Source organism: Nocardiopsis listeri NBRC 13360 (assembly GCF_001570765.1).
GTDB lineage: Bacteria > Actinomycetota > Actinomycetes > Streptosporangiales > Streptosporangiaceae > Nocardiopsis > Nocardiopsis listeri.
The window spans coordinates 1-21,490 of sequence record NZ_BCSH01000026.1 but is presented as its reverse complement, the minus strand read 5'-3'; the positions used below and the strand labels follow the sequence as shown (position 1 = coordinate 21,490).

19 protein-coding genes and 1 pseudogene are annotated in these 21,490 nt (G+C 69.0%); 9 read left to right on the top strand and 11 right to left on the bottom strand.

Annotation, left to right across the window (positions count from 1 at the left end; translation table 11 throughout):
• Positions 1-156 precede the first annotated feature (156 nt).
• Positions 157-816, bottom strand: coding sequence for a GmrSD restriction endonuclease domain-containing protein (locus NLI01S_RS09450; RefSeq protein ID WP_067602442.1), 660 nt, complete (start codon positions 814-816; stop codon positions 157-159).
• Between the two features lie 470 nt (positions 817-1,286).
• Here NLI01S_RS09450 and thpD point away from each other — a divergent pair, with 470 nt between their 5' ends.
• A complete protein-coding gene (thpD, locus tag NLI01S_RS09445) occupies positions 1,287-2,192 on the top strand; it encodes an ectoine hydroxylase (RefSeq protein ID WP_190318412.1) in 906 nt (301 codons plus the stop codon).
• A gap of 142 nt (positions 2,193-2,334) precedes the next feature.
• Here thpD and NLI01S_RS09440 read toward each other — a convergent pair whose 3' ends face one another.
• The 3 genes from NLI01S_RS09440 to NLI01S_RS09430 all read right to left on the bottom strand — a co-directional run bounded on the left by NLI01S_RS09440 (position 2,335) and on the right by NLI01S_RS09430 (position 7,210).
• Positions 2,335-5,853 carry a TcpE family conjugal transfer membrane protein gene (locus NLI01S_RS09440; protein ID WP_067602440.1) on the bottom strand — a complete coding sequence of 1,173 codons (3,519 nt, stop codon included), beginning with the start codon at positions 5,851-5,853 and terminating at the stop codon, positions 2,335-2,337.
• 19 nt (positions 5,854-5,872) lie between these two features.
• Positions 5,873-6,193, bottom strand: a complete 321-nt coding sequence (locus NLI01S_RS09435) for a hypothetical protein (RefSeq protein ID WP_067602437.1) — start codon at positions 6,191-6,193, stop codon at positions 5,873-5,875.
• Positions 6,194-6,265: 72 nt separating this feature from the next.
• Entirely contained in the window at positions 6,266-7,210 is a 945-nt protein-coding gene (locus tag NLI01S_RS09430) for a conjugal transfer protein (protein WP_067602434.1), read from the bottom strand.
• Positions 7,211-7,621: 411 nt separating this feature from the next.
• Here NLI01S_RS09430 and NLI01S_RS09425 point away from each other — a divergent pair, with 411 nt between their 5' ends.
• Positions 7,622-8,311: a lysoplasmalogenase gene (locus tag NLI01S_RS09425; RefSeq protein ID WP_067602432.1), complete on the top strand. Its 690-nt coding sequence runs from the start codon at positions 7,622-7,624 to the stop codon at positions 8,309-8,311.
• A gap of 10 nt (positions 8,312-8,321) precedes the next feature.
• A complete protein-coding gene (locus tag NLI01S_RS09420) occupies positions 8,322-8,756 on the top strand; it encodes a VOC family protein (RefSeq protein WP_067602502.1) in 435 nt (144 codons plus the stop codon).
• A gap of 219 nt (positions 8,757-8,975) precedes the next feature.
• Here NLI01S_RS09420 and NLI01S_RS09415 read toward each other — a convergent pair whose 3' ends face one another.
• Positions 8,976-9,956 (bottom strand): LLM class flavin-dependent oxidoreductase, encoded by a 981-nt coding sequence (locus NLI01S_RS09415; RefSeq protein WP_067602430.1) that lies wholly within the window; start codon positions 9,954-9,956, stop codon positions 8,976-8,978.
• A gap of 244 nt (positions 9,957-10,200) precedes the next feature.
• Between NLI01S_RS09415 and NLI01S_RS09410 the strand changes: the two genes are divergently transcribed.
• Positions 10,201-10,614, top strand: a complete 414-nt coding sequence (locus tag NLI01S_RS09410; RefSeq protein ID WP_067602427.1) for a DUF3224 domain-containing protein — start codon at positions 10,201-10,203, stop codon at positions 10,612-10,614.
• Between the two features lie 229 nt (positions 10,615-10,843).
• On the opposite strand, the gene ychF is transcribed toward NLI01S_RS09410, so the two are convergent.
• The gene (gene ychF / locus NLI01S_RS09405; protein ID WP_067602424.1) at positions 10,844-11,932 is read right to left on the bottom strand and encodes a redox-regulated ATPase YchF; all 1,089 of its coding nucleotides are present in this window, start codon (positions 11,930-11,932) and stop codon (positions 10,844-10,846) included.
• Positions 11,933-12,144: 212 nt separating this feature from the next.
• Here ychF and NLI01S_RS09400 point away from each other — a divergent pair, with 212 nt between their 5' ends.
• The 3 genes from NLI01S_RS09400 to NLI01S_RS09390 all read left to right on the top strand — a co-directional run bounded on the left by NLI01S_RS09400 (position 12,145) and on the right by NLI01S_RS09390 (position 15,555).
• Positions 12,145-13,110, top strand: a complete 966-nt coding sequence (locus tag NLI01S_RS09400; RefSeq protein WP_067602421.1) for an FkbM family methyltransferase — start codon at positions 12,145-12,147, stop codon at positions 13,108-13,110.
• Positions 13,111-13,351: 241 nt separating this feature from the next.
• Positions 13,352-14,611: a DNA recombination protein RmuC gene (locus tag NLI01S_RS09395; RefSeq protein ID WP_067602418.1), complete on the top strand. Its 1,260-nt coding sequence runs from the start codon at positions 13,352-13,354 to the stop codon at positions 14,609-14,611.
• 335 nt (positions 14,612-14,946) lie between these two features.
• On the top strand, positions 14,947-15,555 hold the full coding sequence (locus NLI01S_RS09390) for a DUF6542 domain-containing protein (protein ID WP_067602415.1): 609 nt from the start codon (positions 14,947-14,949) through the stop codon (positions 15,553-15,555).
• A 24-nt stretch (positions 15,556-15,579) separates the two neighbouring features.
• Here NLI01S_RS09390 and NLI01S_RS09385 read toward each other — a convergent pair whose 3' ends face one another.
• From NLI01S_RS09385 to NLI01S_RS09365, 5 genes are all read right to left on the bottom strand, one after another.
• Positions 15,580-15,822 carry an exodeoxyribonuclease VII small subunit gene (locus NLI01S_RS09385; RefSeq protein ID WP_067602412.1) on the bottom strand — a complete coding sequence of 81 codons (243 nt, stop codon included), beginning with the start codon at positions 15,820-15,822 and terminating at the stop codon, positions 15,580-15,582.
• A 2-nt stretch (positions 15,823-15,824) separates the two neighbouring features.
• Positions 15,825-17,264, bottom strand: a complete 1,440-nt coding sequence (gene xseA / locus NLI01S_RS09380; protein ID WP_067602409.1) for an exodeoxyribonuclease VII large subunit — start codon at positions 17,262-17,264, stop codon at positions 15,825-15,827.
• A 100-nt stretch (positions 17,265-17,364) separates the two neighbouring features.
• Entirely contained in the window at positions 17,365-18,219 is an 855-nt protein-coding gene (locus tag NLI01S_RS09375; protein ID WP_067602407.1) for an SDR family oxidoreductase, read from the bottom strand.
• A gap of 97 nt (positions 18,220-18,316) precedes the next feature.
• The gene (locus tag NLI01S_RS09370) at positions 18,317-18,865 is read right to left on the bottom strand and encodes a TetR/AcrR family transcriptional regulator (protein WP_084392433.1); all 549 of its coding nucleotides are present in this window, start codon (positions 18,863-18,865) and stop codon (positions 18,317-18,319) included.
• Between the two features lie 109 nt (positions 18,866-18,974).
• Positions 18,975-19,700 (bottom strand): hypothetical protein, encoded by a 726-nt coding sequence (locus NLI01S_RS09365; RefSeq protein ID WP_067602401.1) that lies wholly within the window; start codon positions 19,698-19,700, stop codon positions 18,975-18,977.
• A 298-nt stretch (positions 19,701-19,998) separates the two neighbouring features.
• On the opposite strand from NLI01S_RS09365, the gene NLI01S_RS09360 reads away from it, so the two are divergent.
• On the top strand, positions 19,999-20,970 hold the full coding sequence (locus NLI01S_RS09360; protein ID WP_190318411.1) for a 4-hydroxy-3-methylbut-2-enyl diphosphate reductase: 972 nt from the start codon (positions 19,999-20,001) through the stop codon (positions 20,968-20,970).
• Between the two features lie 244 nt (positions 20,971-21,214).
• Positions 21,215-21,442: pseudogene (locus NLI01S_RS09355) on the top strand (VOC family protein); the annotation flags it as partial.
• Positions 21,443-21,490: the final 48 nt, after the last annotated feature.

Sequence of the window (21,490 nt, the reverse complement as noted above, 5' to 3'; positions counted from 1 at the left end):
GTAGAAGCGAAAGGGGCCGCGCGTCATCCGAAACGCGCGGCCCCGATCCTCCGGAACAGCCTTTTGGAGCCTCCGGCAGCGCTTCGGTCCGTGCTCGGGTCCGAAGATCCCTATGGTGCGCCAACAGGACTTGAGGCCTCTTCCGTGGACGCGGCCCTAGCAGGCGCTGTCGAGGGTGCTCGACAGGGTCGACTCCTCGTCGGAGGTGATCGTGAGGTCGTACGCGTACTTCACGTTGATCCAGGACTTGACGTAGTCACAGTGGATGGCGGTGTTGTCGGGCATCCACTCCGAGGGGTCCTTGTCGCCCTTGGAGCCGTTGCTGGAGGGGGTGGCCAGCCACAGTTGGGACGATTCGACGTCGTTGGCGAAGTCGGCGCGCTGGGAGGTGGACCAGTCCGCGGCACCGGTCTTCCAGGCCTCGCTCAGCGGGACCAGGTGGTCGACGCTGATGTCGCCGGGCACGTCGTAGACCCACTCGTCGTCGAAGGCGCTCCACCAGCCGCCGGCGGTGGGCTGGCAGCTGTCGTCGGTGACGACGTCGTGGCCGTCGCGCTGGAGCACGACCTGGCGGGCGGTGCAGGGACTTTCCACCACGTTCCAGTGCGGGAAGAGGCTTCGGTCGTAGCCGTCCTGGGGGCCCTTGGCGGCGACGGTGAGCGAGTCCAGCTCGGTCCGGGCCTGGGATTCGCCGGGGATGTTCGGGGGCAGCGTGTGGTCCGCGGCGGCGGGGGCGGCCCAACCGAGCACCACCGCGAGGGTGAGCGCGGAGACCGCGGAGAAGGCGCGCGAGAGCGCGCGGGGGTAGGGGGACACGTGTTTCTCCTCAAGAGCGGGTCGAGGGTGAACAGGACGACCCTACTGTGGAGTAATCGAAGCCTTTACGCCAGTCCCTTGAGGGTGAATTCTTTGAACCATGCCGCACACCGAATGCTTGTGAAATACGTCACATGAAAACCCGGCCCCCGACCCGGTGGGGGACCCGATCAAAGCGCCATAACCGGACGACCTGGGAAGATGATCATCGGGCGACCACTTCGACACCCGGGCGACACAACGCAGGTAGGCACGGACACGCATCGTCCGAACACAGAAAAAACCCGAAGGAATCCCCTTCGGGTTTTTATATTTCGCCCATATAGTATCGCTGTAATACCCAGATGACCGCATGATAAACAAGCACGCACGAATGGGCCACTCGTCCCCACCATGTGGATTTGTTAAGTTCGCGAGTCGTACGAAGAACCCGAAACGGAGGGGAGCGCCCCTCTACCGAGGGGAACGGCATGACTCTGCAGATGGACCTTCCGACCGCGGACGACTACCCGACCCGTAAGACGACCGAGCCTTCCCTGCTCTACCGTCGCGACCCCGTCACGTGGTCCCGCGAGAACGATGGACCCTTCGAACCCGACGAGCTCAGCGGCTACGAACAGCGCGGATACACCCAGGTCCGGTCCCTGGTCACCCCCGAAGAGGTGGAGACCTACATGACCGAGCTGCGCCGGCTCGGCGACGACCCGAAACTGCGCGAGGACGAGCGCGTCGTCGTCGAACCCGCCTCCGACGAGGTGCGATCCGTGTTCGAGGTGCACAAGATCAGCGAGGTCTTCTCCGACCTGGTCAACGACCCACGACTGGTCGACCGTGCCCGACAGATCCTCGGAACCGACGTGTACGTGCACCAGAGCCGCGTCAACTACAAACCAGGTTTCGGGGGCGGCTCGTTCTACTGGCACTCCGACTTCGAGACCTGGCACGCCGAGGACGGCATGCCGCGGATGCGCGCCGTCAGCTTCTCGGTGGCGCTCACCGACAACTACACGCACAACGGCGCACTGATGATCATGCCGGGCTCGCACAAGACGTTCGTCTCGTGCGTGGGCGAGACCCCGGACGACCACTACAAGGCATCGCTCAAGAGCCAGCACGTGGGCACCCCGGACCAAAGGTCGCTGTCCATGCTCGCCGAGCGGCACGGCATCGACGTCCTCACCGGTTCCGCGGGCGACGTCACGGTGTTCGACTCCAACTGCATGCACGGGTCCGGCGGCAACATCACGCCCTTCCCGCGGTCCAACGTGTTCATCGTGTTCAACAGCGTGGAGAACACCTGCACCAAACCGTTCAGCGCGGGCGCGGCCCGGCCCGAGTTCCTCGGGGCCACGGACACCACCCCGGTCGGACGCTGAGGGGCGTTCTCCCGGCCGCGTGGCCGAGGGGTCCCGCTTCGCAACCCTGACGGTGCCCGAGCCGAGCACGGGGCCGAACCACGAAACGCGCGAGGCCCGTCCCGGGGCGGATCCGGGACGGGCCTCGCGCGGTGTGCGAACCTCAGGAGTGCCCGGCCGGTTCGAGCGCGTTGACCAGGACCCCGGCCAGCGCCCCGTGGGCGCGTTTGGTGGCCGGCTTCAACGACCCCACGTCGATCTTGGTGTAGGACGCGCCCAGGTGGTCGTCCCACGGGATGCGCACGATCGCGCGGCAGCGGCCTCGGGCCACCCGCTCGGCGGCGTCGACGTCCGGCAGGCTGCGCTTGCTCACCCCGTTGACCACCAGGACCGAGTTGGCGCGCAGGGTCGAGTACCCGTTGCCGTCCAACCACTCGAACGTCATGGAGACCGCCCGTTCGGCGTCGGAGCTGGCCGGAGCGACCAGAACCAGTCCGTCGGCGACCGGCAGCGCCCGGGCCACGCCGGTCGCGGCCGGGTCCAGCAGGGTGATGCCGTAGAACGAACCCAGCAGGTCGGTGAGCTGAGCGTAGTCGCGGTCGTCCAGGGTCTGCACGTACGGGTCGTCGAGCGTCTGCACGACCTCCAGACCCGTACGAGCGCGACCGGCGTAGGCGCGCATGCTCTCGTACTCGTCGATCGCGTCGGCGTTGGCCAGCAGCGCGGTGAGCGTCTCCGGGGCCTGGGCGCCCACGCGCCGGGACAGCCCGTTGGCGCCCGGGTTGACGTCGACCGCCACCACCCGATCGTCGCGGTGCACCGCGAGGGTGTGGCCGACCATCAGCGCGGTCATCGTCTGTCCGGCGCCACCGGTGCAACCCAGGACGACCAGGGAACGTGGCTCGGCCAGCGGGGCGCGCAACCGTTCGACGTCGGCGGCGGGCAGGTCCGATCGGATCGGTGCGCCGCCGCCCGTGACGACCTTGGCGAGCCGGCGCCAGCCCCGGGTTCCGCCGGAGTCGGCCTCGGGCTCCTCGGTGGTCGGGGCGGGTTCGGTCAGGCCGTCCTGTTCGCCGGTGCCGTGGTCGAGTTCCAGGCCGGGCTTGACCGGCTCGGGCTCGGTGGCCGCGGGCCGGGGCGCGGGCGGTTCGGGTTCCTCACCGGGGTTCGGCTGGCCGAAGAGCCGGCCGATGCGGCGCGCGTTGTGCGCCACCCGATGGAACATCCCGTCGTGTGGATCGTGGGGGTCGTGGGCATCACGAGGCTCGTGACCGGTCTCGGGCCTCTCCTCGTCCGGTTCCTCCGTCTGCTCTTCGGCCCGTGTCTCGGCCTGCGTTTCGGTCTGCGTTTCGGCGGGCTCCCCGGCCGGCTCTTCCGCCTTGTCGCGACGCCGGGCCCGCAGCGCGGCCTCCTCGGCCTCCGTTAGTTCCGCCTCGGTGGGGCGAATCGGCTCGGGCGCGGGCTGTGGCTTCGGTTCGGGTGAGAACTCGGGTGCGGGGCGCTCGACCCTGGGCGCGGCCCTGGACTCGGCCCTGGACTCAGCCCTGGACTCGGCCCTGGGTACGGGCTCCTCGCGGACCTCGACGAAGCTGACGAGTTCGCCGGTGCCGTGGTCCAGCTGGGTGGCGGGCTTGGTGGGCTCGGCCTCGGTGACCTCCTCCTCGGCGCGCCGTGCCCGGAGCTCGTCCTCCTCCTCGCGTTCCCGCTTGCGGCGCTCCTCGCGAAGCTCGCTGACGGGGATCACCGGGTTGTCCTTGTCACCGACCTTGGGCTGGTCCGGGTGGCGACGCTGGCCGTCGTCGAACCATTCGGAGGGGTCGGTGGGCTCGGCCGGGCGTTCATCGGCCGGAACCGCGTCCGCGAACTTGGGTCGCGGCGGCGCCGGGGTGTCGGCCTTGATCAGGTGCCGGTCGAGCACGGACATGTGGTTGTCCTGCTCGCCGGTGCCGTGGTCCAGTTCGGGGGCCTGAGGACGAGGGCGTGCCGCGTGGGAGACCTGGGGGCCGGCCTCGGTGCGCCCGATCCGGCCCGAGACCCCGACGTCCTCCGAGGAGGTCTCGGACTCCGGCTCGCTCTCCGGCTTCTCCTGTGACCGGTCCTCGACCTTCGCCTCGGTCTTGTCCTCGGTCTTGTCCTCGGTCTTCTTCGGGGCCCCCGAAGCGGGCGGCAGCCACGGCGGCGGCGCCACGTCGCGGGCCGCCGAAGGACGACCGGTCGCCTCGGCGTACCGGGCGGCGTAGTCCGACAGGTCCGGGTACTCGCCCCGGCGTTCCTTCTTCTCCAGCTCCCACGGGGAGGCGTGCGGGCGCCCCTTGCGGCGCGACGCCTCCTTGCGCTCCGGTGCCCTTTCGGTGTCCGTGGCGGGCAGTGCCCGACCGCGTGCCTTCTCGAGTTCGGCCGGCGGACGTACCCTCTCGCGGGCGCGCTCGGGGGAGTCGCTCACCTCGGTGTGCTCGGTGACGTCGGTGGGCTCGCCGTCACGTTCGCGGCGGGCGTCCAGGTCACGGGCGACCTGGATCCCCTGCACGCGACCGCGCAGTCGACGCGAGGGCACGGGCCCGGTCCGGGAGACGGCGTCGTCGAGGTCTTCGCTGCTCATCGCACCGGTGTCGCTGGAGGCGTAAGCGCTCTTGGAGGTCAACCCCACGGGCGTCTCCCCGGAAGAGGCCTTCAGCCGGGCGAACCACTCGTCGCGGTCGCGCTGCTCGTCCTGCTCGGTGGCGTAGAGGGGTTCGTCGAAGTCGACCTCGTCCTCCTCGGCGCCGGCGTTCGAGAGCGCGCTGTGCCCCTCGTCGGGGGGCGGTGTACCGGTGCCATCGTCGTGGGCCGGTAGGCCGAACCCGAAGTAGTTGAGCATCCGGCGACCCACCCCGTGGCGCGGACGCTCCTCCTCGTCCCGACCGGGAGGTCGTGTGGTGGCCATCGCGGCGGGCGCGTCGTCCTGTCGCTCGGCGGTCCGCGCCCCGGCGCCGACGGTGATCGGGATCTTGCGGACCGCGACCTCGGAAGCGTCGGCCTCGTGGGGCTCGACCTCGTGGGCTTCGCTCTCGGAAGCCGGGACGTACTCGACCGCGTCGTCGACGGGTTCGGGTTCGGGGGCCGCTCGCGGGGCGGCCGGTTCGGGGGTGGGCACACCACGCAGTGGCGGGGCCGCCTCACGGGCCGCGCGCAGGGCCCGTTCCTCCTCGGAGATCTCGGGGACCGGGGTCTCCTCGATGGAGGCCTCGTGTTCGGCGAGCGCCGCGCTCCCCTCCTCCGCGCGAGCGCGACGCCCACTACGGGGCAGGGGCAACGGCCCGGCCGCCGGGTCGCGGTGCCACACTCGCACCGCGACCCGCACCTGCGCCGGTTCGTACTCCGGGGCCATCCGGGTGTACACGCGCGACTCGGCGAGGAAGCGCGCCTGCGAGATGAGCAGCTCGGTGAGGCGTTTGCCCTCGATCACCGGGCGGGTGGCCAGCACGGTGATCACACCGGGCGGGACGACCCACATCACCAGGTGCCAACCGTTACCGAACTCGAACGGAGCCCGCAACAGGGTCAGCAGCACCACCCAGAGCGCGAAGATGCCCAGGGCGACACCGAAGGTGCCGACCGGGAGCGGCATGGGCAGCCGGAAATCGTAGAGCTTGTACAGCCGCTTCTCGATACGCCAGATGTTGGTGTACGTGGGCAGATCCACGGTTTCCGGCCTCCCTCGCCTATTCCGTCGGTACGCCCATCGCTCGGGCGATGGCCACCGCGATGACCTCGATGATGCCGGGAACGTAGAAGACGATCCCGATGAAGATCGCCAGGATCATGAACTGCGCGAACCGGGTGATCTCCCTGGTGAACAGGAAGAAGATCGCGACGATGGACACGATGACGAGGAAGAGCGGGCCGAAGAACCCGCGCAGGAACTCCGCGAGACCACCGGTGTCCGGGGCGTTCTCGGCGGGGGTCTCGACCGCCAGGTGGAGGAGGTCCGTACCGCCGAGGGCCGTCATGGCGTCGGTGGTGGAGGCCAGTAGGGGGAGCATGTCAGGCGCCTCCCTCCGGTGTCGTTACTGGTGTGCGCATGGTCCTTCTCGTCTCCTTGCCTACAGGCCCCGTCATCCGCCGAACGAATGCGGGGCGCCCTGGATGTCACGCACGTACCACTCGTTGCCCGAGTTGACGACCGTGACCAGGTAGTTCTGCTCCATGGCCCCGGTCCCGACGGCGCCCTCGTCCGATTCGGTGGAGGGCAGGGACCAGGCCACGGTGGCCGCCACCTGTCGTACGTCATCATCTCCGGTCGATGACTGGGATGGCACGGTGATCTCGGACAGTTCGGCGAATTCCAGGGTGTTCGCCGGAAGTGGGGCGATCGTGGCGCCGGGTTCCACGTACCGGTCGAGGTGACCGGCCTCCCCCGCGTAGACCTCGAAGAAGCCGGAAAGGGTGTCGGTGAGCTGTTCCGCGGCCTGCTCGTCGGTGGCGTAGGACTGCGCCCGGGGCAGTTCGGCCTGGGCGGGAGCGGCCATGAGGGCGGGGCCCCCGGAGAGCACCAGGGCGTCGCCGTCGCTGTAGACGGGCACCTGTAGGCTCATGGGTTCGCCGTTGACGTCGGCGCGCACCACCACGCGGGCGTTGTGGTCGTCGAGGACGTCGACGGCGACCACGGTGAGGTTGTCGCCGCTGAGACTGTCGGCGGGGAGGTTCAGGCCGCCGGTCTCACCTTCGGGGACGAACGCGGCCAGGTCGGCCTGGCGGGCCTCGGGGTCGGAGGTGTCGAGGTAGGTACCGGCGAAACGCAGGGCGAACGCGGCGGCGGAGGTCTCGGGGAATGCCGCGGACTCGGAGGTCTCGGGTTCGTCCGCGGCCACGCCGGGGAGGGAGAATCCGTTGCGGATGGGAAACCAGATGCCGTTGAAGATGACGACGATGATGAACGCCCACAGCAGGACGCGCCCCACACCGACCCACCAGCGACCGCCCGCGCCCGCGCGTGGAGTGCGGGTGCGCGGGGCGTCGAGATCGTGGTCGTCGTCGACCCGGTCACGCACCTTGGCCATCCCCGCCTCCTGAACACGGTTACGCGCCGACGTTGTCGCCGACGCTTCGGTCATGCCCTTGTCTACCCCATCCCTATAGTGAGGCATTGTGCGGGTTGGGAGCGCCCATGAAGGGACCGTGTTTCCCCATCGGGGGCACATTGCACCCCAAGGAAGAACCACCCAAAGGGCTCAGAGTACGACAATTCTCCACAGAAACCTCTCTGAAGAGGTACAGGTGGGCGCATTTCTGGCCAGACCGTAAAGGGATTAGTCACCCGCTGGAGAGCAAGATGTGGCTTCCGGGCATCTCTCCGGGCACCGAACCCAGGGCCACCCGAGGGCGAACAGGCCGTGAGAACCGACGGCGGACCCCTTCCAGAAAAGGGACATTCCCACCTCGGTGACCTGCGTCACCCCTAAGATGTCCGGATGATCCCCTCTCGCGCGCTTCCCCGCGTCCTCCTGCTCCTCTTCGCCGTACTCGCGGTGGCACACCTGGTGATCCAACTGCTCGGGATCGACGCCTGGAACCGACCGACCCAGGTCTTCCTCATGCCCGCCCTGCTGTTGGTGCTCGCCGGCTCCACGGGGCGACCGCGCGGTCGACTGATCGTCCTGGCGATGGTCGCGCTGGTGTTCTCCTGGCTCGGCGACACCGCCCCGACCCTCGCTTCCGGCGACACCGCGTTCCTGCTGATGGTGGGGTTCTTCCTGATCGCGCAAGTGGTGTACGTGGCGGCGTTCCGGCCCTACCGGAAGAACAGCGTGCTGAGCCGACGCCGGTGGCTGCTCGCGCCCTACGTCGGGTTCGTGGCGGTACTGGTGTGGCTGTGCGCCCCGCATGCCGGCGGACTGTTGATCCCCGTGTCGCTGTACGGACTCGTGCTGGGCACGATGGCCGTGCTCTCCACGGGTTTGGGGCCGTGGGTGGCGACCGGCGGGGCGCTGTTCCTGGTTTCGGACGCCCTGATCGCCCTGCGCGCGTTCGTTCCCGGATGGGACTCACTCCCCCAAGGCGGGTTCTGGGTGATGAGCACCTACGTCGCCGCGCAGACCCTCATCATTTTGGGCCTGCTCTCCCGCCCCCGTGCTCGAACCGGCGCCGAGACCGCGGCGTAGCGTGCACGGCATGGACCAACGACTCAGCCTCGTCACCCTGGGCGTACGCGACGTCGCCGTCGCCGCGGCCTTCTACGAGTCCGTGGGCTTCGAACGCCGACACGACCTGGGATCCATCGTCTTCCTTCCCACCACCGGAACGGCCCTGGCCCTGTACGGATGGGAGGCCCTGGCCGCGGACACGGGACTGCCCACCCACGGGGAGGGCTTCCGCGGAGTCACCCTGGCGATGAACCTGGACTCCGTATCCGAGGTCGACCGGGTGTTCGCCGCGTGGGTGGCGGCGGGGGCCACCACCGTGCGGGCCCCGGTCGCCAAGGAGTGGGGCGGCCACTCGGGTTACGTGGCCGACCCGGACGGGCACCTGTGGGAGATCGCGTACAACCCCTCACAAGTACTCATGCGCATCGACGAGAACGGGCGCCTGCACCTGAGGACCCGGTGAGACGCGGCCTCCACGGGCCGGCCACTCTCGACGGGCGGCTCCCCGGCACCAGACGACGAACGAGAACTCCGTGAAGCTCACTTTGGTCGGCGGCCTCCAAGGACACCGGCGCGCGAGGCGGGACACGACGTCACGATCGTCTCGCCCGACGCAAGGTCATCGATGTGAGCGACCGGCCCCGAAACCGCGCCGTCGACCGGATCCCCTCGGCGGGTGAGGTCAGAACCAGTTCTCGGCCAGCAGCCGGAGCGAGCGTTCGCGTACGGCCGGGTCGTAGGCGTAGGTCACCGTGATGAGCTCGTCTGCGCCCGTGCGCTCGGCGAACTCCGCCAGCTGCCGCACCGCGGTCTCCGGGCCGCCGACGGCCTTGATACTGAGCATCGGGTTGTCCCCGCCCCGTGCCTCGGACGGATCGATCGGTGGCTGGAGCTTACGGCTCCGACCACGGGCGATGTCCCCGAACATCTGGACCAGGGTGGTGTACTCGCGCTCGGCCTCGGCGTCATCGTCGGCCACCATGACGTTGATGCCGGCCATGACGTAGGGCTCGTCGATCTGCGCGGTCGGGGCGTCGGCGGTGAAACTGCTCCGGTAGACCTCGATCGCCGCGTCGAGCTGGTCGGGTGCGAAGTGCGAGGCGACGGAGAACGGCAACCCGAGCTGACCGGCGATGGAAGCGCCGTTGACGGTGGAGCCGAGGACCCAGATGGGGACCTCGGTGCCCTTGGACACCGCCGAGGCGATGGGCGCGCTGCGGCTCCTTCCCTCGTCGCCGAACCACCCTTGGAGGTCGAAGATGTTCTCCGCGAACGCCTGCGGTTCGGCCGAGGAACGGCTCAGTGCCTGGGCCGTCATCATGTCGGTGCCGGGCGCCCGCCCCAGGCCGAGGTCGATGCGGTCACCGTGGATGTTGGCCAGCGTGCCGTACTGCTCGGCCACCATGAGCGGGGCGTGGTTGGGGAGCATGACCCCGCCCGAGCCCACACGGATCCGCTCGGTCACCGTGGCGGCCTGGTCGATGAGCAGCGCCGTGGCGCTGGCGGCCAGGTTCATGGTGTTGTGGTGCTCGGCGAACCAGAGTCGCGTGTAACCGAGGCGATCGGCCAAGCGAGCCGCGGCCATCGACGAGGCGATGCCCTCGCGGGCCGTCGACCCCTCGGAGATGGAGACGAGGTCGAGAATACTCAGCGGAACCGGCACGGCGCTTCTCCTCCTTTCCAGGAACACGGCCGGGTCTGCGAACCCACGGCCTCCTTCAACCTATCCGCTCCTCGTCACCGTGGTGGTGGGCTCATCGACCAGGTCATCGGCCGGGCGCCTTCGACCACCGCTCCGAAGTCGTTGGCTCGTGGTTGAATCCCGTGGAGAATCCCGCCATCGGGACTCCGAACGACGATGCTCCAGCCTCGATGGAGCACGGCCAACGGAAAGAAGAGCACCCAGGATGAGCCAAGTAGAGACCGCGACCGGCACGTTCACCGTCGCGGAGATGGTGCCCCAACCGTTCGAGGCGAGTGTGACCACGGGTCTGCCGAATGGGTACGCGCTGATGCGCAAGGAGTTCCGCGGGGCGATCAACGGCACCGCGCAGACCCGGTTCGTGTACGCGTTCGATGATGATCTTGGCGGGACCTACGTGGCGATGGAGTCCTTCGAGGGCACGATCGACGGCCGCGCCGGGGCCTGCAACATCGCCCACAGCGCCACGACCTCCGGCACGGACCGCTCGAACGAGATGTTGTTGATCGTGCCCGGTAGCGGTACCGGCGAGCTCGCCGGCATCACCGGAACCGGCGGCATCGTCATCGACGCGGACGGCACCCACCACCTGAACCTCGAATACCGAATCGCGCCGTAGCGAGACGGCGGGCGGGCGCGGGGGCCGCTTCGAGGACCCTGCGGCCCACGCCATCGACTTCCCATCACCCGCCCACGCCCCTGGGCGGTAAGGACGGGTCGGCGGAAGGTCCATCGGGGCGACCCCCGGTGAACCCTCCGTCGGCAGGGAAGCACCGCCACGAAGGTGCCACGTCCACGATGTGTCAGCGCCGATCCGCGGCAGAACGAACGGCCGCCGACCGGGGGACTCAGACGTTGAAGCGGAACTCCACCACGTCGCCGTCGGACATCACGTATTCCTTGCCCTCCATGCGGACCTTGCCGGCGGCGCGGGCCGCGGCCATGTCGCCGTTCGCGACGAGGTCGTCGAAGGACACGATCTCGGCCTTGATGAAGCCGCGCTCGAAGTCGGTGTGGATGACACCGGCCGCCTCGGGAGCGGTCGCGCCCTTCCTGATCGTCCAGGCCCGCGCCTCCTTGGGGCCCGCGGTCAGGTACGTCTGTAGCCCGAGCGTGGCGAAACCGACGCGGGCGAGCTGGGACAGACCCGACTCGGTCTGACCCAGGGACTCCAACAGCTCCTGGGCTTCCTCTTCGTCATCGAGTTCGGCCAGCTCCGCCTCGATCTTGGCGTCGAGGAAGATCGCCTCGGCCGGGGCGACCAGTTCCTGCAACTTGGTGCGCAGGGCCTCATCGGCGAGCTCGTCGCTGTCGAGGTTGAACACGTAGATGAACGGCTTGACGGTGAGCAGGCTCAGCTCACGCAGCCGGTCCAGGTCCACTCCCTTGGCCTGGGACAGCGAGGTGCCCTCGTTCAGGATCTCCTGGGCGGCGTTGGCGGCCGCCAGAAGCTCCTGGGCGCCCTTGTCCTTGGCGTTGCGCTTGGCGTCCTTCTCCAGGCGCGGGATCGCCTTCTCCAGGGTCTGGAGGTCGGCGAGGATCAGTTCGGTGTTGATGGTCTCGATGTCGCGGGAGGGCTCGACGTCGCCGTCGACGTGGGTGACGTCGGCGTCCTCGAAGGCCCGGATCACCTGACAGATCGCGTCGCTCTCGCGGATGTTGGCGAGGAACTTGTTACCCAGGCCCTCACCGGTCGAGGCGCCGCGGACGATGCCGGCGATGTCCACGAAGTCCACCGTCGCCGGAAGGATCTTCGCGGAGCCGAAGATCTCGGCCAGCTTCCCGAGCCGGACATCGGGCACACCGACGACCCCGACGTTGGGCTCGATGGTCGCGAACGGGTAGTTCGCGGCCAGAGCGTCGTTCTTGGTCAGCGCGTTGAAGAGGGTGGACTTGCCAACGTTGGGCAGGCCGACGATCCCGATAGACAGACTCACAAGGTCAGAGTGTATGCGTCCCGAGGGGTGGGCGAGGACCGAGAACAATCATGTAAACCCAGTGCACAGGACCGGCTACTCAGAGTAGGTTCGGAGTGCGAAGCCGGGCACCTCGGACGGGGAGACGGAGACGTCCGAACAAGTACACAGATCGGACGACGAGGGGATCGGCGACGCCACCACGGCACCATTCTTTGGGGGAAGGGGACACTGTGGTCCACGACCAGCTGCGCGCACTCGTGCGCCGATACCCGATCGTGCGTTTCGCCACCCGCCGCATCCGCGTCCACCTGCCCAGACGACTCGGTGGCCTCGACCCCGCCCGCGTCCCGCCGCGCCACCGCCGACTCACCCTCACGCTCCCTCGAACGGCGGGCGACACACGCGGTCTCGGCCCGGACCGGGTCGAACTCCAACTACCGGGCGACCTGACGGTCCCCCGCCGCCTGGCCGCGGGAGGACTGTCCCGACACGAACCCGACAGTCTCGCCTGCTTCATGGCGGTCCTGGACCACACCGGACCGGGCGCGGTCCTGGACGTGGGTGCGGGGGTGGGCGTGTACGCCATGCTCGCGGCCGCGCGTTCGCGTCGACCCGTGTTCGCCTTCGAGCCCACGCCCGAGCTCGCGGCGGCCGCGCGCTCGATGTCGTCGGCCGCCCACCTCGGTTTCGGCGTGGTCGAACTGGCCCTGAGCAACCACAACGGCACGGCCCGACTCCAGCGGGCGCTGCACAACGACATGTGCAACCAGGTCGTGCGCAACGGACGCCCCGGTCTGCGCCACTTGACCGTCGAGGCCTCGACCCTGGCCCGGTGGAACGAGTCGGCGGGCAGCGTCCCCACCATGGTGAAGGTCGACACCTCGGGGAGCGAACCCGAGGTGGTGGCCGGTGGGTTGGAGATCCTGCGCCGTTTCCGACCCTGGATGCTCGTCAAGGTCCGGCCCGATCGCGGCCTGGAGGAACGCCTGATGGCGCTCATGGAACCGTTGGAGTACCTGTGGTTCCCGGTGGCCGGGGACCCGCCCTATGAGCCCCGCACCCAGGTCTGCGGACGCGCCTCACCCGCTTGGGAGCGCATGTGGTTGCTCGCACCCGAGGAACCGCCGGAGGCGTTCTGGGGGTCGCTGCGCGAGTGGCGCACCGCCCTGGAGTCGTGCGAGGGCACGGCGAACTGACCGGTGCTCGCCATCCTCCGGATCGGGCGGAAGCCAGAACGCCGGGTCGATGTACACGGCCCGGTCGGTGCGCAGGTGGTCCAGCGCCTGGGATAGGACCGCACAGCCGATCGGGTAACCCCATGACCAGGCCGGTGCCGACCGGCAGGGGTTCCCGAAAAATCCAGGGGTGGTCCGACACCCCGTGGAAAACGTCCGCCATCGGCCACATCCCCGCGTTCTCTACGGGAACATGGGCCCCATGGACGGCCTTCTACTCGTACTCATGCTCCTCATCGGCATCGCCATCGGCGTCGGAGTGGGCTTGGCCCTGGCCCGTGGACGCGACGCCCGGTTCCGGGCCGAGGCCCGAGCGGCGGAGGAACGCGCCGCCTACGTGGAGGAACAGCTCGCTGACCGGTTCCGGGCGATGTCCTCGCAGGCCTTGGACCAGACCAACCAACGATTCATGGAGCTGGCCGAGGGACGGCTGCGTGCGGTCAGCGCCGAGGCGGGCGGTGACCTGGACGAGCGACGCCGGGCGATGGAACGGATGGTCGAACCGCTCACCCGGACCCTGAGCCGAGTGGAGACCCAACTGCGCGAGGCGGACGCCGGGCGGGCCGCGGCGCACGCCGAGCTCGCCAAGCAGGTCGAGCTCGTTCGTGAGGGTTCCGAGCGACTGCGCGACCAGACCCGGTCCCTGGTGACGGCGCTGCGGCGACCCGAGGCACGTGGCCGTTGGGGCGAGCTGCAACTGCGTCGGGTGGCGGAACTGGCCGGAATGGCCGCGCACTGCGACTTCCAGGAACAGGCGGTGGCGGGCGCGCACCGACCCGACATGGTGGTGCGGTTGGCCGGCGGCAAGAACATCGTCGTGGACTCCAAGGTGCCGCTGGCCGCCTACCTGGACGCGGTGGAGGCCGGGGAGGGGCCGGGCGCGGAGGAGCGGCTGCACGCGCACGCCAAGCACCTGCGCACCCACGTGGACCAGCTGGCCGCGAAGTCGTACTGGGCGTCGTTCTCCCCATCGCCGGAGTTCGTGGTGCTCTTCATCCCGGGGGAGGCGTTCCTGGCTCCGGCGTTGGAACGTGACCCGGGGTTGTTGGAGGAGGCCATGGCCCGGCGCGTGCACATCGCGACGCCGACCACGCTCATCTCATTGTTGCGAACCGCGCAGTACGCCTGGCAGCAGGAGGCGTTGAGCGAGAACGCCCGTGAGGTGTTCGACCTGGGCAAGCAGTTGCACGGCCGGTTGTCGACCTTGGGTGGACACGTGGAGGGGCTGGGTCGGGCGCTGACCCGGACGGTGTCCGCCTACAACCAGACGGTGGGCTCCCTGGAGAGTCGGGTGCTGGTGACCGCCCGTCGGTTCGGCGAACTGGGGCTGGTCGACGGCGAACTGGACCGGTTGTCGGGGATGGAGGAACGTCCGCGCGGGGTGTCCTCGCCCGAGTTGAGCGAGAACGGGCTCGACGGGGTCCTCGCGAACGGGAGCGGTCCAGGGACGGAGACGATGTGAAACACGGGCAGGACGGCAACGACTCGGGCGTCCGTGGCGTGTTCGACACGAACTCCTACCATTCCGACGGTATTCGGTGTGCGAGTAACGGATAGATGGGCATGACCCAAACCGGGATCAAGAGGTTCGGACACAGAGGGTGACGAACCACTCGTGTCGGGGAAACCGCCCAGAACCAGTTGGGGTCATCTCGGCGTCCAAGGGGTGGAAGGCGCGATAGTCCCGGAACGGGCAAGTGGCCGAAATGACAACACGATCCCGTGAAAGACACCCGGAGCCTTACTAGAAGTGACACACTGAACACCGTGAGTAACAAACCTGGGAGGCGCGCGACCATGCCCCCACGCAAGGCGGACGGTCCGGAGCCAGGACGGGCTCCGTATTTCGTGCGGACCAACGGTCGTGGCCGGGACGTTTCGAACGCGTCCAGAACCCGCGGCCGACCCACGACCACCAAGAACACCGCCACCCGGCGAGGTGGTCCCACCCGGGCCACCACCGGGCGGGGTGCTTCCGGCGGGGCCACCCCGCCCGGGGCCCTTGCGCCGCCCCGGCTGACCGGACGCGGTGCGGTCCTGATCATCGTCCTGAGCAGCTTCGCCGCGACGATGATCGCGAACCTGGCCTCCGTTCCGGCGGTTCCCGGCATCGTCTTCACGCTCGCCTGCCTGGCCACCGCCGCTCTGGTCCGCCCGGCCGACCTGCTCTCGCTGTCGGTGAGTCCGCCGATCGCCTACTTCATCGCGGTGGTCGCCGCCGAGAGCGTGCTCGCCGCCGGCAACGAGGGTTTCGCCCGCGTTCTCATCCTCGGCCTGGCCTCCCGGCTCGCCGAGGTCGCGCCCTGGTTGTTCCTGGGCACCGCGCTCGTGCTGGTCATCGCCGTCTTTCGAGGCCTGCCCGGCAATCTCCGTTCCCTGGGCGACGAACTCAACGGGCGCGGCTGAGCGATCCCCGGCCCCCGGTGAACGTCAGAACGGGGTATCGGGGTCGGCGGGCGCGTCCTCACGTCGCTCGTCCATGGCGGCGGCCAGCTTGGCGCGGGCACCCTCCAGCCAACGCTCACAGATCCGCGCCAACTCCTCCCCACGCTCCCACAGGGTGAGGGACTCCTGGAGGGTCAGGCCACCCGACTCCAACTTCCGAACGACGTCGTTCAGCTGCTCCCGGCTCTCCTCGTAGCTCAGCTCCGGGGCCTCGTTCGTCTCGGTCATGCCTACTCCCCCTCGGTGTTCTCGGTCGTGGTCTTCTCGGCGGCGCCCTTGGCATCGGCGCCCTTGGCACCAGTGGCCTTGGCACCGGTGCCGCCGGTCCTCTTCGCCGCGGTGGGCTTCTTGGCGGGACCCTTGCGGGCCGTGGTCCCCTTGGCGGTCGTGGACTTCGCGGGGGCCTTCTCCTCGACCTCCCCCGCCTCCTTCTCGGTCGGGTCCGGTCCGGCCGTGGGATCGGTGTCCACCTCGTCCACCGTGGCGGTCAGGCCGTCCTCGGCGAAGCGCAACCGCAGCTTCTCGCCCAGCTCGGGCTCGGTCGCCGAACGCACCACCGAACCGTCCTCGCGCTGCACGATCGCGTACCCGCGGGCCAACGTGGTGGCCGGGGACAACGCGTGCAGGCGCGCCTCGGTGTGCCCCAGTCCCTCCTTGGCCCGGTCCAGCGAGATCGTCAGGCTGCGCCGGGCCCGATCGCGCAGTTCCAGGACCTGCTCCGTGAGGCGCTCGGTCTCGCGAACAGGGTCGGCCAGCACCGGGCGGGCCCGGATCCCCGCCAGCCAGGTGAGTTCCCGTTCCAACCCGCCACCGATCACCCGGCGACCGCGGTCGCGCAGCTGTCGGATGATCTCCAACTGCTCCCCCACGTCCGGGATGGTCCTCTTGGCGGCGTCGGTGGGGGTGGAGGCACGCACGTCGGCGACGTGGTCCAGCAACGGGGTGTCCTGTTCGTGCCCGATGGCGCTGACCACGGGTGTGGCCGCCGCGGCGACGGCGCGCACGAGCGCCTCGTCGGAGAAGGGCAACAGGTCCTCCATGGAGCCGCCACCACGGGCGATGACGATGACGTCGACCTCGGGGCGCGCGTCCAGGTCGCGCAGGGCCTCGATGACCTCACGGGTGGCGCGGTCGCCCTGCACGGCCACCGGGCGCACCTCGAAGCGCACCGCGGGCCAGCGGCGGCGCCCGTTCTCCAGGACGTCGCGCTCGGCCGCCGAGTCCCGACCACAGATCAGCCCCACGGTGTTGGGCAGGAACGGCAGGGGGCGCTTGCGTTCGGGGGCGAACACGCCCTCGGAGGTGAGGGTGCGGCGCAGCTGTTCGAGCCGGGCCAGTAGCTCACCGATACCGACGTGTCGGATCTCCCGGGCACGCAGCGAGAACGTACCCCTGAGCTGGTAGAAGTCGGGCTTGGCGTGGACGACCACGCGGTCGCCGGGCCCTGGTGGTGGATCCTGACGGCGCAGCACGGTGGTCTCACAGATGACCCGGACCGAGGCGTTGGCGACGGGGTCGCGCAGCGTCAGGTAGCTCATCCGTCCACGTGAGTTGAGTTCGGCGACCTGACCCTCGACCCAGATCGCGCCCAAGCGGTCGATCCAACCCCCGACCGCCTGGAGCACGGTCCGGACCGGTTGCGGTGACTCCGCGGAACTCTCCATACCCATGGTTGCAGAGCCTAGGCCAGGGTGGTGACAGTTCCCGATTCGTCGGGCTCGGCGATTCGGCGCGACCCGGTCGGCCGATGTGGGACACCGGGCACGGCGCTCAGGCCCGGCCGAACGCGTCGGCGTGGTCGCGGGCGAAGTCGATGACGTCGCGCGCGGGGCGTCCGGTCAGGTCGGCGACGCCGGTGTGCACCTCGGCGGCCTCTCCCCTGGCGTAGTGGGCGTAGTCCTCCACCAGGCCCGCCACCTGCCACGGCGGAAGCACACCGCAGAGCGCTTCGGAGAACCGCTCGTCGGTCGCCTCGTGGAAGGTGATCTCCCGCCCGGTGGCCGTGGACAAGGCGCGGGCGATCTCCTCGTGGGTCACGGCCCTGGGGCCGGTCAGGGTGTGGATCCGACCCGTGTGCTCCTCCCCGACCAGTGCCTCGGCCGCGGCGGCCGCGACGTCGCGGGTGTCGATCGCGCTCACGGCCGCGCCACCGATGGGAGCGGCGAACCACCCCTGCTCGATGGTCGCGCCGAAGCCGAGCAGGGCCTGTAGGTAGAGGTTGGGGCGCAGCACCGTGTGGTCGACGCCCAGCCGCCGCACGTGTTCCTCGACCTCGGCGTGCCAGCGCAGGAACCGCACCGGCGAGTCGAGGCGCGCGGCGTACTGGGAGAGCAGCACGAGACGGCGCACCCCGCGCCTTTGGGCGAGGTCGGCGAACCGGATCTGGAGTTGGGCGGCGCCCTCCTCGGAGGGGCTGTTGAGGAAGGCCGTGTCGACGCCTTCGAGGGCGGCTGCGACCGATTCGGGGTCCTTGAGGTCGGCGACGACGGTCTCGGCACCGGGCACGGAGCGTCGGGGGTCTCGGGTCATGGCGCGGACGGTGGCGCCGCGCGTCCGGAGTTCGGTGATCAGGGCCGAACCGATGGTCCCGGTGGCTCCGGTCACGAGCACGGTGGGCGAGTTCATCTCGAGGGTCTCCTTCTGTGTGGGTGGTATCACTACTCAATAGTGAGTAGTCACTATCAATAGACGAAAAAGGCGGACCGGACCGCCACGGGAAGGTTCAGCTCCCGGAGGACAGGAAGCGGTCGGCCCACTCGTCGGACTCGACGCGACCGGGCAGCCCGATCGAGGCGGCCACCATGTAGAGCATTCCGTCGGCGAAGAATTCGTGCGCCTGGTCGGTGTCGACCTTCGGCAGCGCCTCGAAACGCTCGAAGACGTCCCGCGTCCATCCGTGCATCACGTCGCGGATGTCGGGGTCGTTGGCGGCCGCGTACCCCTGGAGCAGGATGAGCATCACCTCGCGGCGCTCCATCAGCACTCCCCAGCCGTCCGCCATGACCCGCAACGGGTCCTCTTCGGCCCTCTCCCCCGGCACGAGCATCTCCCGCTCGATGTCGGCGAAGGTCTTCTCCAGTACCGCGACGAAGAGTTCCTTCTTCGTGGAGTAGATCCGGAAGAGGTTGGGGTGCGAGATCTCGACGTCCTTGGCGATGGCCACGGTCGAACCACCGTGGAACCCCTTGTGGCTGAACTCCTTCAACCCCGCCGCGAGGATCTGCTCGCGGCGCCGTTCGATCCCGACCCGTGGTCGCCGCCCTGTCGTCATGGTTGATAGTAAACACTCACTACCAAAAGGGCGTCAACCTCTCCGAGCAACGAAAAAGGGGTGAGGGATCGGACCCCTCACCCCATCTTCCGCTTCCGCGAAACCGCACTCAGGCCCCGGCTTCCGCCTCGAGCTTGGCGATGCGGTTGTCGTACATCTTGATGAACTCGGGACGCCCCTGGTGGGCCACCTCGTAGGCGCGCAGGTCGCGCACCTGCTCGATGGTGAGCTTGCGCAGGCGGGCCCGGATCGACGGCAGGGTGAGCTCGTCGTAGGTCGGGACGGCCAGGTCCTCGACCGCGGGGGCGTTGCCCTTGCGGACCTTCTCCAGTACCCCGTCGCTGGCGACGGTGGTGTGCGCCTCGGCGGCGCTGAGCTCCTCGGCCAGCGCGGAGCCGTCCTCGGCGAGGTCGGCGGTGGCGGGGGTGGAGGGCTCCTCCCGGGGCTCCTCCACCAGCTTGGCGGCCTCGGCGGCCTCGGTGTCGGGGGTCTCCGTGGCAGCGGTGGCCTCGACGACGGGCTCGGTCTTCTCCTGGGCCGCCTCGGAGGACTCGGAAGGCTCGACAGGCTCGGCGGACTCGACGGACTCCTCCGCCTTCCCCTCGACCTCCGCTTCGGCCTTTTCTTCGTCCTTCTCTTCGGTGGGCTTCTCCTGCTCCGGAGAAACCTCGGAGGTGATCTCCACCTCGGCGCTCTCCTGCGCCGTGGTCTCGGACGCGGGGGCTTCGTCCTTCTTCTCCGGCTGCTCCGGAACGGTCGTGACGACCGGGTCCTTACGCCCGAAGATGCCCTTGATGAAGGAGGTCAGCTTCGTGGCGATGGTCGGGTTCGACATAGGACGGGGGCTCCTGATGCTCTCGGCGTTGGGCCGGCGGCGCGCGTCCAGCAAACCAGGCAAGGCCGAGTTGAGGGCGAACCGCCTCGTAACTGATGCGATTGGTGAACCAGGATAGATGAGGGAGGATCACCATGAGCTGGCCGGAAGTGAACGATTTCGCCACGTCGCGACCCGACCGGGTACGTTCTGTTGCGACGACGTCACCTGGTCGTGGTCTCCACCATAGGCCTGACCTCGACGGTGCCGTATCCCACACCCGCTCCCACATCCCACGATCGCACCTAGGATGTATGCCATGACTGCGATGACGACTGCCACGAACCAACGTCGTGTGCTCCTGGCCAACCCCCGGGGCTACTGCGCCGGTGTCGACCGAGCGGTCATCACCGTCGAGAAAGCCCTTGAGCAGTACGGCGCTCCGATCTACGTGCGCAAACAGATCGTGCACAACACGCACGTCGTGCGCACCCTGGAGGAGCGCGGCGCGATCTTCGTCGAGGAGACCGAGGAGGTGCCCGAGGGCGCCATCGTCGTCTTCTCCGCGCACGGTGTATCGCCCGCCGTCCACGATCAGGCCGAGAAGCGCCAACTCAAGACCATCGACGCCACGTGCCCCCTGGTCACCAAGGTCCACAAGGAGGCGAAGCGATTCGCCGCCGAGGACCGCGACATCGTCCTCATCGGCCACATCGGCCACGAGGAGGTCGAGGGCACCAGCGGCCAGGCCCCCGAGCACATCCAGATCGTGGAGAGCCCGGATGAGGTCGACAAGGTCCAGGTCCGCGACCCGAACAACGTGTCCTGGTTGTCTCAGACCACCCTGTCGGTGGACGAGACCAACGAGACCGTGGACGCGTTGCGCAAGAAGTTCCCGAACCTGCTGGCCCCGCCCAGCGACGACATCTGCTACGCCACCTCCAACCGCCAGGACGCCGTCAAGGCCATGGCGCCCGAGTGCGAGCTGGTCATCGTGGTGGGTTCGGACAACTCGTCCAACTCCGTCCGCCTGGTCGAGGTCGCCCTCGACGCCGGTGCGAACGCCTCTTACCTCATCGACAACGCCACCCTCATGGAGGAGGCCTGGCTGGAGGGCGTCACCACCGTGGGTGTGACCAGTGGTGCGTCCGTCCCCGACATCCTGGTGCGCGAACTCCTCGACAAGCTCTCCGCACACGGGTACGGCTCCGTCACCCCGGTGACCACCGCCGAAGAGACCCTCACCTTCTCGCTGCCCAAGGAGCTGCGCCGCGACCTGCGCGCCGAGTAGCACCCGCGACGAGAAACGATCCGTACGACGAACGGGCCCCGAGGAACCATGGAGGTTCCTCGGGGCCCGTTTCGCGTGCGGGTCGTGGGCAGCGCGAGCCCGGAGAGGGTTCGGGCTCCCCCGATGACGAGGAGACACCACTTCGCCCGTTGCGCGCCACCCCGCCACCCGCGCCTGTGGACGACCCACCGCCGGCCATCCGGGGAGCGCGTGAGCGCGTAAACCATTGGCGCTCCGGACCCGGGTGTCCGAGCCCAAGGAGATCAAAAACCGGATCCACCCGTGCCTACGCCCGGAGAGCACTCGGGAGCTGGAGGTGGAACGGCTGTTGGGGCTCGGCGCCACCTTCGTCGGCGACCACCGAAAGCCGGACGGCTCGGGGTGGGCGATCCTGGCCGACCCCGAGGGCAACGAGTTCTGCGTACTGCGCAGCGCCTCCGACCGGCGGGCCATGGAGGAAAGCCCAGGCTAGATGAGTGATTCCAGGGGGTGGTGGGTCGGCCGGTGGGGGTGTGTGGTT

What these genes read in the sequence shown, in the direction of transcription:
- xseA (WP_067602409.1), bottom strand. Translation starts at nt 17,264, where the DNA reads ATGGGTATGGAGAGTTCCGCGGAGTCACCGCAACCGGTCCGGACCGTG.
- NLI01S_RS09360 (WP_190318411.1), top strand. Translation starts at nt 19,999, where the DNA reads ATGACTGCGATGACGACTGCCACGAACCAACGTCGTGTGCTCCTGGCC.
- NLI01S_RS09420 (WP_067602502.1), top strand. Translation starts at nt 8,322, where the DNA reads ATGGACCAACGACTCAGCCTCGTCACCCTGGGCGTACGCGACGTCGCC.
- NLI01S_RS09390 (WP_067602415.1), top strand. Translation starts at nt 14,947, where the DNA reads ATGCCCCCACGCAAGGCGGACGGTCCGGAGCCAGGACGGGCTCCGTAT.
- NLI01S_RS09365 (WP_067602401.1), bottom strand. Translation starts at nt 19,700, where the DNA reads ATGTCGAACCCGACCATCGCCACGAAGCTGACCTCCTTCATCAAGGGC.
- NLI01S_RS09385 (WP_067602412.1), bottom strand. Translation starts at nt 15,822, where the DNA reads ATGACCGAGACGAACGAGGCCCCGGAGCTGAGCTACGAGGAGAGCCGG.
- NLI01S_RS09430 (WP_067602434.1), bottom strand. Translation starts at nt 7,210, where the DNA reads ATGGCCAAGGTGCGTGACCGGGTCGACGACGACCACGATCTCGACGCC.
- NLI01S_RS09375 (WP_067602407.1), bottom strand. Translation starts at nt 18,219, where the DNA reads ATGAACTCGCCCACCGTGCTCGTGACCGGAGCCACCGGGACCATCGGT.
- NLI01S_RS09395 (WP_067602418.1), top strand. Translation starts at nt 13,352, where the DNA reads ATGGACGGCCTTCTACTCGTACTCATGCTCCTCATCGGCATCGCCATC.
- thpD (WP_190318412.1), top strand. Translation starts at nt 1,287, where the DNA reads ATGACTCTGCAGATGGACCTTCCGACCGCGGACGACTACCCGACCCGT.
- NLI01S_RS09435 (WP_067602437.1), bottom strand. Translation starts at nt 6,193, where the DNA reads ATGCTCCCCCTACTGGCCTCCACCACCGACGCCATGACGGCCCTCGGC.
- NLI01S_RS09410 (WP_067602427.1), top strand. Translation starts at nt 10,201, where the DNA reads ATGAGCCAAGTAGAGACCGCGACCGGCACGTTCACCGTCGCGGAGATG.
- NLI01S_RS09370 (WP_084392433.1), bottom strand. Translation starts at nt 18,865, where the DNA reads ATGACGACAGGGCGGCGACCACGGGTCGGGATCGAACGGCGCCGCGAG.
- NLI01S_RS09425 (WP_067602432.1), top strand. Translation starts at nt 7,622, where the DNA reads ATGATCCCCTCTCGCGCGCTTCCCCGCGTCCTCCTGCTCCTCTTCGCC.